Annotated in this window: 11 protein-coding genes and 1 pseudogene; 8 read left to right on the forward strand and 4 right to left on the reverse strand. The window is 75.8% G+C overall.

The genetic code is table 11. From position 1 onward, the window contains the following. Nucleotides 1-14 precede the first annotated feature (14 nt). The 4 genes from ACW14Y_RS27085 to ACW14Y_RS27100 all read left to right on the forward strand — a co-directional run bounded on the left by ACW14Y_RS27085 (nt 15) and on the right by ACW14Y_RS27100 (nt 5,702). A complete protein-coding gene (locus ACW14Y_RS27085) occupies nt 15-671 on the forward strand; it encodes an IMPACT family protein (RefSeq protein WP_456983669.1) in 657 nt (218 codons plus the stop codon). Nucleotides 672-975: 304 nt separating this feature from the next. Then, nucleotides 976-2,805 (forward strand): hypothetical protein, encoded by a 1,830-nt coding sequence (locus ACW14Y_RS27090; RefSeq protein WP_456983670.1) that lies wholly within the window; start codon nt 976-978, stop codon nt 2,803-2,805. A 128-nt stretch (nt 2,806-2,933) separates the two neighbouring features. Continuing rightward, nucleotides 2,934-4,589 carry a restriction endonuclease gene (locus ACW14Y_RS27095; protein WP_380441283.1) on the forward strand — a complete coding sequence of 552 codons (1,656 nt, stop codon included), beginning with the start codon at nt 2,934-2,936 and terminating at the stop codon, nt 4,587-4,589. 288 nt (nt 4,590-4,877) lie between these two features. Continuing rightward, nucleotides 4,878-5,702: a ZIP family metal transporter gene (locus ACW14Y_RS27100; protein WP_380441281.1), complete on the forward strand. Its 825-nt coding sequence runs from the start codon at nt 4,878-4,880 to the stop codon at nt 5,700-5,702. Nucleotides 5,703-5,771: 69 nt separating this feature from the next. Here the strand turns inward: ACW14Y_RS27100 and ACW14Y_RS27105 are convergent, their stop codons facing one another. Next, the gene (locus ACW14Y_RS27105) at nt 5,772-6,677 is read right to left on the reverse strand and encodes a LysR family transcriptional regulator (protein WP_380305034.1); all 906 of its coding nucleotides are present in this window, start codon (nt 6,675-6,677) and stop codon (nt 5,772-5,774) included. A gap of 112 nt (nt 6,678-6,789) precedes the next feature. Here ACW14Y_RS27105 and ACW14Y_RS27110 point away from each other — a divergent pair, with 112 nt between their 5' ends. Continuing rightward, nucleotides 6,790-7,743 carry an EamA family transporter gene (locus ACW14Y_RS27110; protein ID WP_380305064.1) on the forward strand — a complete coding sequence of 318 codons (954 nt, stop codon included), beginning with the start codon at nt 6,790-6,792 and terminating at the stop codon, nt 7,741-7,743. A 124-nt stretch (nt 7,744-7,867) separates the two neighbouring features. Here ACW14Y_RS27110 and ACW14Y_RS27115 read toward each other — a convergent pair. Then, nucleotides 7,868-8,248, reverse strand: a pseudogene (locus ACW14Y_RS27115) (MarR family winged helix-turn-helix transcriptional regulator); the annotation flags it as partial. Nucleotides 8,249-8,396: 148 nt separating this feature from the next. Here ACW14Y_RS27115 and ACW14Y_RS27120 point away from each other — a divergent pair. Then, a complete protein-coding gene (locus ACW14Y_RS27120) occupies nt 8,397-8,735 on the forward strand; it encodes a DUF2218 domain-containing protein (protein ID WP_380305036.1) in 339 nt (112 codons plus the stop codon). Between the two features lie 59 nt (nt 8,736-8,794). Here ACW14Y_RS27120 and ACW14Y_RS27125 read toward each other — a convergent pair whose 3' ends face one another. Both ACW14Y_RS27125 and gabT read right to left on the reverse strand, forming a co-directional pair. Continuing rightward, nucleotides 8,795-9,685, reverse strand: a complete 891-nt coding sequence (locus ACW14Y_RS27125; protein ID WP_456983671.1) for a phosphatase PAP2 family protein — start codon at nt 9,683-9,685, stop codon at nt 8,795-8,797. Nucleotides 9,686-9,887: 202 nt separating this feature from the next. After that, the gene (gabT, locus tag ACW14Y_RS27130) at nt 9,888-11,243 is read right to left on the reverse strand and encodes a 4-aminobutyrate--2-oxoglutarate transaminase (protein WP_380388004.1); all 1,356 of its coding nucleotides are present in this window, start codon (nt 11,241-11,243) and stop codon (nt 9,888-9,890) included. Between the two features lie 240 nt (nt 11,244-11,483). Between gabT and ACW14Y_RS27135 the strand changes: the two genes are divergently transcribed. Next, nucleotides 11,484-13,547 carry an ATP-binding protein gene (locus tag ACW14Y_RS27135; RefSeq protein ID WP_456983672.1) on the forward strand — a complete coding sequence of 688 codons (2,064 nt, stop codon included), beginning with the start codon at nt 11,484-11,486 and terminating at the stop codon, nt 13,545-13,547. A gap of 216 nt (nt 13,548-13,763) precedes the next feature. After that, entirely contained in the window at nt 13,764-15,329 is a 1,566-nt protein-coding gene (locus ACW14Y_RS27140) for a PucR family transcriptional regulator (RefSeq protein ID WP_380305044.1), read from the forward strand. The last annotated feature ends 35 nt before the right edge of the window (nt 15,330-15,364 follow it).

Here is a 15,364-nt window from a genome sequence, read left to right on the forward strand (position 1 = left end):
AGAACCGCCGCGCCATGCCCGCCACACCGGAGCCGACCCCCCGGCCGTACCTGACCGTCCGGCGTGCGGGCACGCACGAGATCGAGATCAAGAAGTCCCGGTTCATCTGCCACCTCGCCCGGGTCGCCGACGAGGAGGAGGCCCAGGCGTTCATCGTCGGCATCCGCAAGCAGTACTGGGACGCCCGGCACAACTGCACCGCCTTCGTGGTCGGCGAGGATCAGCGCCGCGAGCGCTCCAGCGACGACGGCGAGCCCGGCGGGACGGCCGGAGTGCCGATGCTGGAGGTGCTGCGCAGGCGCGGGGTGACCGACACGGTGGCGGTGGTGACCCGCTACTTCGGCGGTGTGAAGCTCGGCGCCGGCGGTCTGGTGCGCGCCTACGGGAGCGCGGTGTCGGAGGCGCTGGACGAGCTCGGACTGCTGGAGCGGCGGCCGGTCGCGCTGCTCGCGGTGACGGTCGACCACGCCCGGGCCGGGCGGGTGGAGAACGACCTGCGGGCGGCCGGACACACGGTCAGCGACCTGACGTACGAGGCGTCCGGGGTGCGGATCGAGGTCGGGGTGCCGGAGCCGGAGGTCGCGGCGTTCCACACCTGGCTGGCCGAGGCGACCGGCGGCACGGCGGCCGGGGTGGCGGCGGGCCGGACCTTCGTCGAGGTGCCGGTCTGAGCGGTCGGCGTCCGCGCGGCCGGTCCGGGGGAGGGGCCGGAGGCGATGCAGATTCTCGTCCCGTGCGACAGCGGGCTTGAGCAGATTCACCCGAATGTAGTGATGTGGCCCGGAGTTGGAACTTCCGCTCCGGGCCATGGCGTTTCCTGGGCACAGGTCCGGCGAACCGGACCAAAGACCCATCGATGGAGGACACGGGACCCCACTGCCCCACGGAGGCATGCGCATGACCTCGGAACGTTCCTCGTCGCCGCCCGCCCGAGCCGGACTCCCCGGCTCCGGAGGCCCTGCGGCGCCCTATCGGATGACCGTCACCACCGCCCTCCCGTACGCCGACGCCCTCGCCCTGGCCGACCAGCACCTCGCCGCCTGGCTGAAACAGGAGGGGTGCGAGGAGCCTCCACCGGCCCTCCTCGGCCCGCCGCCCGCGCTCTCCACCGCCTCGTCCGCCCCGTGCGACCTGTCCGCCCCGTCCCGGGCCGGGGCCGCCGCTCCTTACGCCGAGCGCTTCCGGCTCGGCGAGCGCGTCCTGCTGGACCGCGACGGCGGCCCGCTCCCGCTCGGCCCCGGGGACCCGGACAGCCCCGGGGGCCGCTACGACCGCCGCCGGGTCCGCACCCCCGCCCCGCACGGCACCGACCACCTCACCCTCACTCTGGCGGCCGGGCCGACCGGCCCGACCTGGCTCCGGCTTGAGGCCGCCACCCGCACCACCGACAGCGCGGTGCGGACGCCCGGCCGGGTCCCGGTGCCCGCACCGGCCCGCACCCTGCTGCCGCTGCTGGACGCCGCCGACGGCCCGGCCGCCGTCCTGGCCGCTCCCCGGATGCTCACCGCGGCCGAGGTCGACGGCCTGGTCGACGAGCTCTGCGATCCGGACCGCCGGATGCCCGCCATGGTGGCCAGCGTCCCGGCCGGCCTCGATGCCGGAGCGTGGCTCGCCGAGGTGGTCGCCCCGCTCTGCGAGCACCTGCCGGGGCTCGCCACCCTGTACGTCCTGGACGCGGAGGCGCGCACCAGGTTCAACGTCGCCCTGGAGTTCCACGCCGTCTACGGCGGGGCGGTCCGCACCTATCTGCCCGAGGTCGACCCGGCCTCGCGCCGGGACGGCCGCCGGCACCCGGTGCTGGCCCGTCACCGGATCGAGGAGGACCCGCGGCGCGCGGCCGTCCTGCTGTCCCGCGAACCGCGTCGGCTCGCCGCCGAACGGACGCCGCCCGCGACGCTGGCGGCCGTGCCCCCACCGCGGGTGCCGGCCTCGGCTCCCGCGCTCGCGGCCCCGGTGGCCGTCCCCGCCGGCCGGCCGGACCGGCCGGAGGAGCACGAGCGGGGCGCGCGCCCAGGCCACTCCCCGTATCCCGCCCACTCCGCCCACCCCGCGCGGCACGAGGGCCGTCGGGAGCACCGTCGCGAGCGGCCCCAGTCGAAGGCCCTCACGGCGGGCGGCCCGCTCCCCGGCCGGACGGCCGGCCCCGGGCCGGGGCGCGGCTCCGCCGGCCGCCTCTGCACCGCACCCGGAGGAGCGGCGCCGGCCCCGCCGGCGCTCTTCGTCCCGGTCCCGGCGGCCCCGCCCCGGCCGCTGCTGCCCGCCCCCGCCCGTCGGGCCGGGCGGCGGCGCACCGGACCGGCCGGCGGCCACGGCGGGATCCCGCTCACCTTCACCGAGCTGATGGACCGGCTCGGCGAGTTCCCGCTGCTCACCTTCACCGGCGACCAGAAGGCCGCGCTCGCCCTCGACGAGCTGCGCTGCGCCGGAGGCGGCTGGGCCCGGCTCACCTGGGACGGTCTGACCGCGCTCCAGGAGTACGCCGAGGCGGCGGTCCGCGGCCGGGCGGGCGGTGACTTCAAGCAGTGGTGCGAGCGGACCCCGGCCGGCTGCCACCGCTTCCCGCCCCGCAAGGCGGTGCGCGGCGAGTCGCGGACGGTGTACAGCCACGCCAAGTGGAAGCGCGAACGGATGCTCCCGGTGCCGGAGTGCGTGGACGCGTCCAGACGGGCCTTCATGGGGGCGCACCTGCGGATCGGCGGCGGCCGCACCGCACCCCGGCTGCACTACCTGGACGACTGTTCGGGCAGTGGCCGGATCTATGTCGGCTACATCGGACTGCACCTGACCAACACCCGGACCAACTGAGAGGCTTGGCTGACCGGTGCGCCCGTTCGGTGGACAATGTCCGGAAGCGGGGCGGACCCCCGGTTCGCCGCCGAGGGGCTGCCGACCGCCCCGGGCAGGCGCCGGACGAGCATGGGGGACGACCACCGATGCAGTACTCAGCAGACGGCCAGTCCGACGGTGCTGTCACGGCCCCCCAACCGGGCTTCCTCGCCTCCGTGTTCCGTGACCTCGGGGTGGAGGAGCCGACCGCGGACGGTCCGCCCGGCCGTCCCCCCGGCGCCCCGGACGGACCTTCGTCCACCGCGGGTCCGGTCCCGGACCCGCTCGGCGCGGGCGGCGACGAGGACGTCGCCGCCCATGCCAGGGCCGCCGCGCTCACCCACCACCGCACGCTCACCGTCCAGAGCGAGCACGAGCGGCTGGCCGACCTGCTCCGGCGGTCGGCCCTGCCGGTCTCGGCCATGGACTTCGAGAGCCAGCTGCGCCGTTACGAGCCGCGCCCCTACCCGGACGGCGCGCCGCCCGCCACGGCCGGCGCGGACCCGGAGCCGCGCTGGGAGGACTACGCGCCCGCCGAACCGGCGGCCTCCGACCCCGACGGCCCCCCGGTCCGCCGGCTGCTCGACTCCGACTACCAGCGCGGACTGGCCAAGGCCCGGCTGGCCCACCAGCGGGCCCTGCGGGAGTGGCGCACCCGGCAGGCCGAGGCCGGCAGCCCCGCCGCCGACGAGTCCCGGCGCGCCCACGACGAGGCCGAGCAGGCCCGGGCGCGGGCGGTGCGCGAGTACAACGACTCGCTGGAGGAGTGCCGCCGGGCCTACCGGCAGGCCGAGCCGGCCGCCGTCGAGTCCCTGCTGGAACGGGCCCTCGCCGCCGCCGAGACCAACACCCGGGACCTGCCGGCGTCCTGCCGCGCCGTCTACCGGCCGCTGACCCGCACCGCGGTGCTCGACCTCGACCTGCCGCCGCTGGACGTCGTGCCCTCGCTGACCGGCTACCGGCTCGCCCCGGACGGCGAGGTCCTTCCGGTGCCGCGCCCGCCGGCCGACCGGGCCTCGGACTACCTGCGGCTGGTCGCCCGGCTGGCCCTGCGCGCCCTGCAGGCCGCCGACGCCGTCGACACCGACGAGATCCTCGCCGGCGTCGTGCTCAACGGCTGGCTGCGCGAGCCCGGCGCCCGGCCGCTCTGCCTGGTGAGCGTGGACGCGGACCGTGACGCGCTGGCCCGCACCAGGCTGCTGCCGCCCACCGATCCCGAGGAGGAGCCCGACGGCGAGGGCGTCTACGCGGACGCCGAGCAGGACGAGGCGCTGGTCCGGCTGCGCCAGCTCGACGCCGCCGTCAGCCCCGACCCGTACGGCCGGGCGGGCGTCGAACCGGCCGCGCAGGCGGCGGCCACCGTCCCGGCGGCGCCGGACCTCTCGGCGAACGAGTTCGCCCAGCTGGTCCGTGAGCTGCTCACCCGGGGCGGGCTCGGGCAGTGGAGCGTACGGCTGCGCGGCCCGGTCGGGCTGGTGGCCACCGGGGAGGGTCCCGTCGGCAGCGCGCTGCCCGGCCGCTGGGTGGTCTGGGCCTCCCGGGGCGAGGGGCCGGTGGGGGAGGAGGAGATCCGGACCCTGGCGGAGGCGGTCCGCGAGGAGTCGGCCGAACGCGGGCTGCGGCTGACCACCGGCCGCTTCACCGACGGGGCGCTCGACCTCACCGGCGAGGACGGGCACCGGCACATCCACCTGGTCGACGGGGACGGCGTCCGCGAGCTGACGCACACCCACCTCGGACTGTCGTTCGCCGCCGGACACTGAACCGCGCGGGCCCGGTCGTGCGGGCCCGGCCGCGGGGGCGCCCGCGTCCCGAGGGGGTCCGGGCGGTCGGGAATCCACTACGGTGGTCGGCCCGGCGCGGGTACTGCAGGCCGGCGTCGTCGGCCTGCCCCGGCGGCCTCACCCCGACGGCTTGCCCGGCGGGCGACGGCGCGCGGGGTGTCCGACGCTGGGGGACACGGCCGGTCGGTACCGGCCGGCGGTCGGCCCGGGGACGGGCGGGACACGGGGGAGACGAGTGGACAGACGGACCGTCACGGCGGTGCGGCGGTGACCGCGGTCCTGGTGGCCGCGGGGGCCTTCCTGATGACGCTGATCGGCGGCTGGGTCGCGCAGCGCACCGGCGACCGCCGGCACCTGGTGCTCGGCTTCGCCGCCGGGCTGATGCTCGGGGTGGTCGCCTTCGACCTCCTCCCGGAGGCGCTGCACCAGGCGCCCGAGGAGGTCCACGGGGTGCCGCAGGCGCTGCTGATGTTCGCGGCCGGCTTCCTGGCCATCCACATCGTCGAGCGGGCGGTCGCGATCCACCGCGGTCACGAGGAGGAGTACGCCGAGCACAGCCACGGCCACCGCCACAGCCACGGCGCGGCGGCCGAGCAGGACCGGGGCCACCACCACGGCCACAACCACGGTCGTTCCCGGTCGGACGCCGAGCGGCACCAGGGAGTGGGCCTGACGGCCGCGATGGCCCTGGTCGGCCACAGCGTCATGGACGGCTTCGCGATCGGCGCGGCCTTCCAGGCCGGTACGACGGTCGGGACGGTGGTGGCGATCGCGGTGGTCGCGCACGACTTCGCGGACGGCTTCAACACGTACACGATCACCCGGCTCTACGGGAACAACAAGCGGCGGGCGCTGGCCCTGCTGGCGGCCGACGCGCTGGCGCCGGTCACCGGCGCCGCGATCACCCTGCTGTTCAGCATCTCCGAGCACCTGCTCGGGCTGTACCTGGGGTTCTTCGCCGGATTCCTGCTCTATCTGGCGACCTCCGACATCCTCCCCGAGGCGCACAGCCCGCACCCCTCGCGCACCACCCTGCTCTGCACCCTCGCCGGGGTCGGCTTCATGTGGCTGGTGATCGGCTTCGCCTCCTGACGGGAGGCGCCGCGACGGGGCGACCGCCGGAGGGGCGGCCCGGTCGGCCGCCCTGGTCGGCAGTCCCGCTCAGCCGCTCCGGGCGTCCCAGCGGGCCCGCATCGCCTCCAGCGCCTCGGTGATCGCCGGCCGGCGCGAGGCCTGGGAGCGCCAGAGCGCGAACACCCGCCGGGCCGGCTCCGGCGCCACCGGCCGGGCCACCACCCCCGGCGGCAGCGTGCCCCGGCCCAGCCGGGGCACCAGTCCGATACCGAGACCGGCCCCGATCAGGGCGATCTGGGTCTCGAACTCGCCGACCCGGTAGTGCACGTCCGGTTCCTCGCCGGCCTCGCGCAGGGTCCGGACCAGCCAGTCGTGGCAGATGTTGCCCGGCGGCACGCTCGTCCAGCGCTGCCCGCGCAGCCGCCCCACCGGCACCACCGGGAGCTCCGCCAGCGGATGGCCGACCGGGAGCAGCAGGTCCACCGGGTCCGACCCCAGGTCCTTCCGGTCGAGCCCCTCCTGCACCGGCAGCGGCACCGTCGGCCAGTCCTGGACGAGCGCCAGGTCGACCTCGCCGCGCGCCACCAGCTCGGCCGCCGGGTACGGGTCGCTCTCCAGCAGCCGCACGTCCAGCTCCGGGCAGCGCTCGCGCAGATCGGCCAGTACCCCCGGCATCAGCCCGCGCGCACCGGTCGCGAAGGCGGCCACCAGCAGCCGGCCGGCCGCCCGGCCGCGCTGCTCCTCCAGCCGCACCTCGGCCTGTTCCACCAGCCCCAGCACCGCCTGCGCCGTACCCGCCAGCTCACGCGCCGCGTCCGTCAGCACCACGCCCCGGCCCTGGCGCTCCAGCAGCACCGTCCTGGTCTCCCGCTCCAGCTTGGCGATCTGCTGGGAGACGGCGGACGGGGTGAAACCGAGGGCCGCGGCCGCCCCGCCGACCGAGCCGTGGACGGCCACCGCGTGCAGCGCCCGCAGGCGCCCCAGATCCATCATGCAGCAATGCTAAAGCGTTGCCTTCAGAACTCATCGCTGGTGCTGCACGGTCCCGGGCGGCCATCCTCGAGCCATGAGCGTTTCCCCGCAGGCCGCCCCGCGCGGCGCCAGCATGAGTCCGCGTCACATCGGCCTGGCCGTCCTGGTGGCCGCCGTCTGGGGCCTCAACTTCGTCCTCATCCACATCGGGCTCCAGAACTTCCCGCCGCTGCTGTTCTGCGCCCTGCGGTTCGCGGTGGTCGCCGTCCCGGCGATCTTCTTCGTGGGACCGCCGAAGGTCGCCCTGCGCTGGGTCGTCGCGGTCGGGGTGGTGCTCGGCGTGGTCAAGTTCGGCCTGCTCTTCCTGGGCATGCACGCCGGGATGCCGGCCGGGCTCTCCTCGCTGGTGCTCCAGGGGCAGGCGGTGTTCACCGCGCTGTTCGCCGGCGCGCTGCTGGGCGAGCGCCCCGGCGCCCGGCGGCTGACCGGCCTGGGGGTCGCCTTCGCGGGCATCGGGCTGAGCGCCGTCGACCACGGTCTCGGCGGGCCGCTGGGCGCGTTCGCCCTGGTCGTCCTGGCCGCGGCCGCCTGGGGACTGTCCAATGTGCTGACCCGCAAGGCCGCCCCGCCGGACGCGCTGCGCTGGATGGTCTGGGTCAGCGCCGTGCCGCCGCTGCCGCTGCTCGGCCTCTCGCTGCTGGTCGAGGGCCCGGCGGCCGACCTGCGCGCGCTGCGCGGGATCGACCTCGCCGGGCTCGGCGCGATCGGCTACGTCGGACTGGTCTCCACCCTGTTCGGCTTCGTCGCCTGGAGCTACCTGCTGCGCAGCTACGACGCCACCGCCGTGGCGCCCTACTCGCTGCTGGTACCGGTGTTCGGGATGTCCTCGGCCTGGCTGCTGCTCGGCGAGCCGGTCGGCCCGGTGGCCGCCGTCGCCGCGCTGCTGGTGATCACCGGGATCGGGATCACCGCGCTGCGCCCGGGGGCGCTGTCCGGCGCGGCGCGGCGGTGGGAGCGACGGTCGCCGCGTACGCGGTCTCGGCGCTCCGCAGTGCTCGCAGCAGCGCGTCCTGGTCGGCGGGGCTGACCGCGCCGAAGTACTCCTGGGAGACCTCGTACCGGACCTGGCCGATCCGCTCCACCGCCGACCGGCCGGCCTCGGTCAGCAGGATCCGCACGGCCCGGCGGTCGGCCGGGTCCGGGGTCCGCTCCACCAGCCCGGCCTCCTCCAGTGCGTCGACCACCGTGGTGGCCGAGCGGGGGGCGATGTGCAGCCGGTCCGCCAGGTCGCTGAGCCGCATCGCCCGGTCGGGGAGCTCGCAGCCCGGGGCGTGCGCGAGGGTGCGCAGGGCGCGGCCCTGGCCGGGGGTGATGCCGTAGGGCTCCAACCGCTCGCTGGTGAGCCGGCGGATCCGCTTGATCGCCCGGGTCATCGCGTCGGCCAGCTCGGCGGCGGTGTCCTGTTCGGCGGTGCCGGGTTCGGTGCCGTGCTGCGCGGTACCGGCCTGCGCGGTACCGGCCTGCGCGGCGCTGTCGGGGGTGCCGGTGCCGGGGGAGGAGCTCGCCGCGTCGTCGGTCGGCGTGGTGGTCATGGGCGGCTCTCCTCGGCAGGTGTTCGACCAAGGGTATCGGCCGCTCCGGGGGGCGCCCGGAAAAATGTTGAGTAAGACTCAGTATCTGGGTTAGCGTAGGTGGCGAGTGAGGGCACCCTAAGTTCCCTCCCCTGATTCTGGAGGGCCCGTGCCCCGCTCCGAAGCCCGCGTCACCACCGACCGTTCCGCCCGCTACGCCAAGCAGCTCGCCGCCCACATGGGCCGCAAGATCAAGGCCGACTGGTCCGAGGAGACCGGTCACGGCACCCTCGTCTTCGGCGCCGGCACCGCCACGCTGGAGGCCACCCCCGACGCGCTGCTGCTCGCCGTCGAGGGCGAGACCGAGAACCTGCCCGGACTGGAGGACGTCGTCGGCCGCCACCTCGTCCGCTTCGGCGCCCGCGACGAACTGGTCGTCGAGTGGCACCGTGACAACGGCGAGGCCGGCCTCGTCCACCGCAACGAGGAGGAGCCGGCCGAGGGCTGATCCCCGGGCGGCGCGGGCCGGCGTCCACGGCCCGCGTTCACGGCCCGGGGCTCGGAGCCTCAGCGCTCCGGGCGCCGTCGGCGCGGGGACGGGCGGCCGGTGAGCGGCCACCGGGCCAGCGTCCAAAGGACCAGGCCGCCCAGGCACCAGCTGGCCACCACGTCCAGCAGCCAGTGGTAGTCGCTCCACACCAGCCCCAGTCCGACGCCCACGGCCAGCAGCGTCGCCGCCGCGGCGAGTGCCCGCCGGCCGCGCGGCGCGGCCGTCCGCGCCAGCAGCAGCGCCGCCACCCCGTACCCGAGCGTGGCGGTCGCGGTGTGGCCGGAGGGGTACCAGCCCCACTGGTCCGCCGCCAGCGGCAGCCCGAACGGGCCCGGCCGGGCGAACCAGGCCTTCGCCGGTACCACCAGCAGCGGGATCAGTCCCGCCGTCAGCACCGCCACCGGCACCGGCAGCCACCACCGCGCGAACCCCGCCCGGAACTCCCTCAGGGCGGCGACCGCTCCGCCCAGCAGCAGCACCGGTACCGCCACCGAGCCCCCGCCCAGGTCGGAGAACGCCTTGCCGAGGTGGTTGAGCAGGGTGCTGTGCAGTGCGTGCCGGGTCTCCCGGACGGCGTGCCGGGCCCAGTGGTCCAGCTCCAGCAGTGGCCCGTCCACGGCGACCTGCCAGGACACCAGCAACAGCACCAGGACGAGGGCCGCCGGCACCGCCGGCCGGGCCAGGACGCGAGGCAGCCGCCCCGGAGCAGGGGGGAGAGCTCCGGGGCGGCCCTGATGATCGCCGTTCCGTGCGTCCCGGGGGGTGTGGGCCGGACGGCCGGTCGATCGGCTTTCGGTGTGCGCCGCCCCGTACGGGACGGCCTGGTTGTCCTCGCGGCCCTCGCGCGGAGCCGCCCCCTGGGGCGACACCGCGGACGGCTCCGCCCGTGGCTGGGGCTCGCTGTCCATCTGTGATGACACTACGTCAAGGTCCTTGCGCGGCCGAGGAGCTTCAGCGATTCCGCACACCATCTTCACCGTCCGCGCCGGGGATGTCACACCGGGTTCGAAACCCAACGGCCCGCGGGGACTCGAGTCCCCACGGGCCGTTCGGCGCTGTCCGGACATCCCTCCGGCGGGTATCGGGCGCGGCCTCGGGCCGCGGGCCGGATCAGACGGTGGCGAAGGCGCCCTCGATGATGTCCAGACCCTCGTTCAGCAGGTGCTCCGGCATGACCAGCGGCGGCAGGAAGCGCAGCACGTTGCCGTAGGTGCCGGCGGTCAGCACGACCAGGCCCTCGGCGTGGCAGGCCTTGGCGATCGCCGCGGTGGCCTCCGGGTTCGGCTCCTTGCCGCCCGGCTTGACCAGCTCGACGGCGATCATCGCGCCGCGGCCGCGGACCTCGCCGACGCGGACCCGGTCGGAGTCGGCGTACTTCTCCTGGATCGCCCGCAGACGGCCCAGCATGACCTCGCCGATCCGCTGCGCCTTGCCGTTGAGGTCCAGCTCCTTCATGGTCTCGATGGAACCCAGCGCGGCCGCGCAGGCCACCGGGTTGCCGCCGTAGGTGCCGCCCAGGCCGCCGGCGTGCGCGGCGTCCATGATCTCGGCGCGACCGGTCACCGCGGCCAGCGGCAGACCGCCGGCGATGCCCTTGGCGGTGGTGATGAGGTCCGGGACGATGCCCTCGTCGTCACAGGCGAACCACTGGCCGGTGCGGCAGAAGCCGGTCTGGATCTCGTCCGCGACGAAGACGATGCCGTTGGCCTTCGCGTACTCGACGATGGCCGGCAGGAAGCCCTTGGCCGGCTCGATGAAGCCGCCCTCGCCCTGGATCGGCTCGATGACGATCGCGGCGACGTTCTCGGCGCCGATCTGCTTGTTGATGATGTCGATCGCCTGCGCGGCGGCCTCGGCGGCGCAGTTCTCGGCACCGGTCAGCCAGCGGTAGGGGTACGCCACCGGCACCCGGTGGACCTCGGGGGCGAACGGACCGAAGCCCTGCTTGTACGGCATGTTCTTCGCCGTCATGCCCATGGTGAGGTTGGTGCGGCCGTGGTAGCCGTGGTCGAACACCACGACGGCGGTGCGCTTGGTGTACGCGCGGGCGATCTTCACCGCGTTCTCGACCGCCTCGGCGCCCGAGTTGAACAGCGCGGTGCGCTTGTCGTGGTCGCCCGGGGTCAGCTCGTTGAGCTGCTCGGCGACGGCGACGTAGCCCTCGTACGGGGTCACCATGAAGCAGGTGTGGGTGAACGCGGCGAGCTGCTCGGAGGCCTTGGCCACCACGGCCTCGGCGCTGTTGCCGACGTTCGTCACGGCGATGCCGGAGCCGAAGTCGATCAGCGAGTTGCCGTCCACGTCCTCCAGCACGCCGCCGTTGGCGCGGGACACGTACACCGGCAGGGTGGTGCCGACGCCGGCCGCCACCGCACCCAGCTTGCGGGCCTGCAGCTCCTGCGACTTCGGACCGGGGATCGCGGTGACCAGGCGGCGCTCCTGCGGGAGCGGCGTTGCGGCGCTCATGGGTTTCTCCAGACTTCTCGGCTCGGTAGTTCGCAGGCTACGGGGGCGTTCCCCGGGCAGGCATGCGCCACTCGGTAGCACTGGGCCGTCCGACTTGTCCGGGGCGGCCAGCCCGGGCGGAGCCGCTACCGGGAGGCTCCGCTCCACTACATTGAGCGCGGGCGTGTCGCCGGGGCGGTGGCATGGGTATGGGCGGCACCGACGGCGGTCGGGCCGGCGGGCGAGGGAACGGGGCCGTAGATGGGACTGGACGGGGCACGGAGCCACGACGAGCGGACCACCGCCACCCCCCGCACTCCGATGCCGCACCCGCGTCCCCCGGCCAGGGCGCCCTTCGACCTCGCCGCCTGGGCCTCGGCCCCGCGGCCCGAGGCCGACCCGGGTGTCTTCCGCCAGGAGCACCGGCCGCTCGACCCCGACCGGGCGGAGGCCGCCAAGGTCCCCACCTGGCCGCTGCTCCTGCGGGCGGGGCTGAACGCGGTGGTGGGGTGGCTGGCCTTCGTCTACGGGACGCAGCTCGTACTGCGCCTCATCGTCCTGACCGTGTGGGTGGACCATCCGTCCTCGACCGCGGTCACGGTGGTGGGACTTTCGGTCAATGCCCTGGTCCTCGCCGTGGTCATCAAGGTCTTCGGCCGGATGGGCCGGTGGCTGGAGGTGTGGCGGCGGTACGCCTTGCCGTTGCTGTCGCGGACGGTGACGGAGGAGGTGCCGGCCACCGAGGAGGAGCAGTCGGAGGCGGCCCGGCGGCGGGATCCGTGGGCGGTGCTGCGGCAGGACGGGGCCGCCGTCGCGGCCGGGCGGCTGGACGCCGAGGTGGTCGGGGACGTCGACTACGTGCGGATCCGGCGGGCCTGGGAGTCGGCCCAGGCCGATCCGGCCTTCCTGCCGGCCTTCGTCGAGCAGGTGACGCAGCGCGGCGCCGCCGCGTTCGCGCACCCCTCGGAGGCGCGCGAGCTGCCGGGCCGGGCGGAGCGGCACGATCTGCTGCTGGGGCAGGTGCGGCTCGGCACCGCGCAGGACGTGCCGAAGAACCCGCTGACCCACCGGTCGGCCGGTTTCGCGCTGGACCCGGTGGTGCTGGGCACCTCGCTGCTGGCGGTGGGCCCGGCCGGGACGGGGAAGACGGCGCGGCTGGCCCGTCCGGTGGCGGAGGCGCTGTGCCTGCAGGCGCTGGCCGGGACGGCGTGCGCGGTGGTGATCGGGGCGGCCGACGCCGATCTGGGGCCGGACGCCTGGTACGACGTGGTGATCGCCCCGGGCGACCCCGCGTCCCGCTACGGGCTCGACCTCTACGGCGCGGCCCAGGATCCGGACGAGGCGGCGGCCCGGCTGGCCGAGGCGCTGCTGCCGGACGAGCTGACGGCGCGCGCCGAGACCGCCAGGACGGCCCTGCAGCAGATGGTCGGCCCGTTCCACGCCGCGTTCGGCCGCTACCCGGGCGTGCGCGAGCTGCGGGCGCTGCTCGCCGGTGAGCCGGATGCGCTGGAGGCCCTGGTGAAGGGGCTGCGGGCGGCGGAGCGGCTCGGCTCCTTCGAGCGGGACCTCGAGCACCGGGAGCACCAGCGCGGCCGGGCGGACGATCCGGGGGCACTGCTGGCGGACCGGCTGGCGCTGCTGGACCGGCCGGCCTTCGAGGGGGTGTTCGCGACCGACGGCACGGGTCGGCCGCCGTTCGCGATGCGGGTGCTGGACCATCCGCTGCGGGTGCGGGTGAAGCTGCCGGAGCGCAGCCATCCGGAGGCGGCGCGGATGCTGTCGCGCCTGCTGGTGGGGCAGTTCGTGCAGGCGGCCGGGGCGCGCGGGGACCGGTCGCTGTTCGCGGGCCTGGTGGTGGACGACGCCTCGGCGGCGCTGGACGCCGGGATCGTGCGCGGTCTGCAGCGGCTGCGCGGGGCGAACGCCGGAGTGGTGCTGCTGCTGCGCACCCTGGTGGACCTGCCGGAGGCGCTGCGGGCGCCGCTGTTCGGGGCGGTGGGCTGCCGGGCGGCGTTCCCGGGCATCGCGCCGTGGGACGGGAAGCTGTTCTCGGAGGCCTGGGGCACCCATCTGGTCCGCGAGACGGCGGTGACGCTGGCCCCGGACACCTCGGGCGGGATCGTGCGGCGGGCCGGGCGGCTGGGGCGCAAGGCGCTGTCGGGGACGACGGCGCAGACGGAGTCGGTGACCACCCGGGAGGTGGAGCGGCTGCGCTGGTCGCCGTCGGACCTGGCGCACGCCCTGCCGGCGGGGCACGCGGTGGTGTCGCTGACGGCGGTGTCGGGGGAGCAGGTGCCGCCGCTGCTGGTGGACCTCCGGGGCTGAGTCGGGCCGCCGATTGGGCCGGGGCGGGCCCTCGGACAGGACCGGGGCAGGCCGCCGAACGGGCCGGGGCGGGCCCTCGAAGCTCGCCTTCGAGGTGGATTCGGCAGTGCCGGTTGTCCGGAGCGTCCATAATGAGAAGTGGGGTTCCCCCTGGACTCCCGGCTCTCTCCCCGCCCGGCCGCAATGGCGCGGTCGCGTCGCTCCCCCGAAGGTGCCATGCCCCCCACACTTGCCTCCGTCGTCCGCAACACCTCGCTCCATCTGACGGTCCTCGCAGGTGCGGACCATTTGGAGCGGCCGGTCCGCTGGGTGCACACCAGCGAGCTGGACGACCCGACGCCCTTCCTCGAAGGCGGTGAGCTGCTGCTCACCACCGGTATCAAGCTGGGCCGCACGGCCGCCCGGCTGCAGGCGTACGTGCACCGGCTGGCCGACGCGGGGGTGGTCGGGCTGGGGCTCGGGGTGGGGCTGTCGCACACGGAGGTGCCGCAGCCGCTGGTGGACGCGGCGGCGCAGCGCGGGCTGCCGCTGCTGCGGGTGCCGGAGCCGACGCCGTTCATCGCGATCAGCAAGGTCGTGTCGGCGGCGCTGGCGGCCGAGCAGTACGAGGCGGTGACGACCAGCTTCGAGGCGCAGGAGGAGCTGACCCGGGCCGCGCTGGGCAAGGACGGCACGACGGCGGTGGTGCGCCGGCTGGCGGCCCGGCTGGGCGGCTGGGCGGCGCTGTACGACGGTTCGGGCGCGCTGTCGGTGGTGGCGCCGGACTGGGCGGCGCGGCGGGCCGGGCGGCTGGCGGCGGAGGTGGACCGGCTGCGGCGGCGTCCGGCGCCGTCGAGTGCCGCGCTGCAGGGCCGGGCGCCGGGGATAGACACGGCGGACGAGGACTACGTGGTGGTCCAGTCGCTGGGGGCGGACCGGCGGGCGCGCGGGTTCCTGGCGGTCGGTACCGAGGACCGGATCACGCCGACCGAGCGGTACGTGCTGAACGCGGCGGTGGCGCTGCTGACGCTGACCCTGGAGCGGTCGCGGGAGCTGCGGCAGGCCGAGGAGCGGATGGGCGCGGCGCTGCTGCGGATGGTGCTGGCCGGTGAGGTGGCGACGGCGCGGCAGGTCGCGGCGGGCCTGTTCGGCGGGCTGCCGGAGGGCACGGTCCGGGTGCTGGTGGCCGGGGCGGGCCAGGGGGTGGACGCCGGGGAGTCGCTGGGCGAGCTGGGTGACCGGGCCGAGCAGGCGGGTTCGCGGGTCGGCGAGAAGCTGCTGGTGGCGCGGGAGGACGGCGCGCACGGGCCGCGGCTGATGGTGCTGGCGCTGGACAACGGCGCGGTGCACCGGGCGTGCCTGGGTGTGGTGGAGGAGCACGAGGGTCTGTCGCTGGGGGTGTCGGCGCCGGCCGCGCTGGAGGACGCCGGTACGGCGCACGCGCAGGCCGAGCGGGCGCTGGCGGTGGCGCTGCGCGGTGGGCGCCGCTCGGTGGACCACGAGGAGGTCGGCGCCGGTTCGCTGCTGCCGCTGCTGGGGGAGGACGCCGTGACGGCCTTCGCCGAGGGGCTGCTGCGGCCGCTGCGGGAGCACGACCGGACGGCGCGCGGCGATCTGGTGGCCTCGCTGCGGGCGTGGCTGTCGCGGCACGGGCAGTGGGACGCGGCGGCGGCCGATCTCGGGGTGCACCGGCACACCCTGCGGTACCGGATGCGGCGGGTCGAGGAGCTGCTGGGCCGGTCGCTGGACGACACGGACGTCCGGATGGAGCTCTGGCTGGCCCTGCGCTCGGGCGAGGAGTAGCCCACCCGCAGGTCCACCGGCCCCGGGCCGCTGGA

The organism is Kitasatospora sp. cg17-2 (assembly GCF_054031055.1).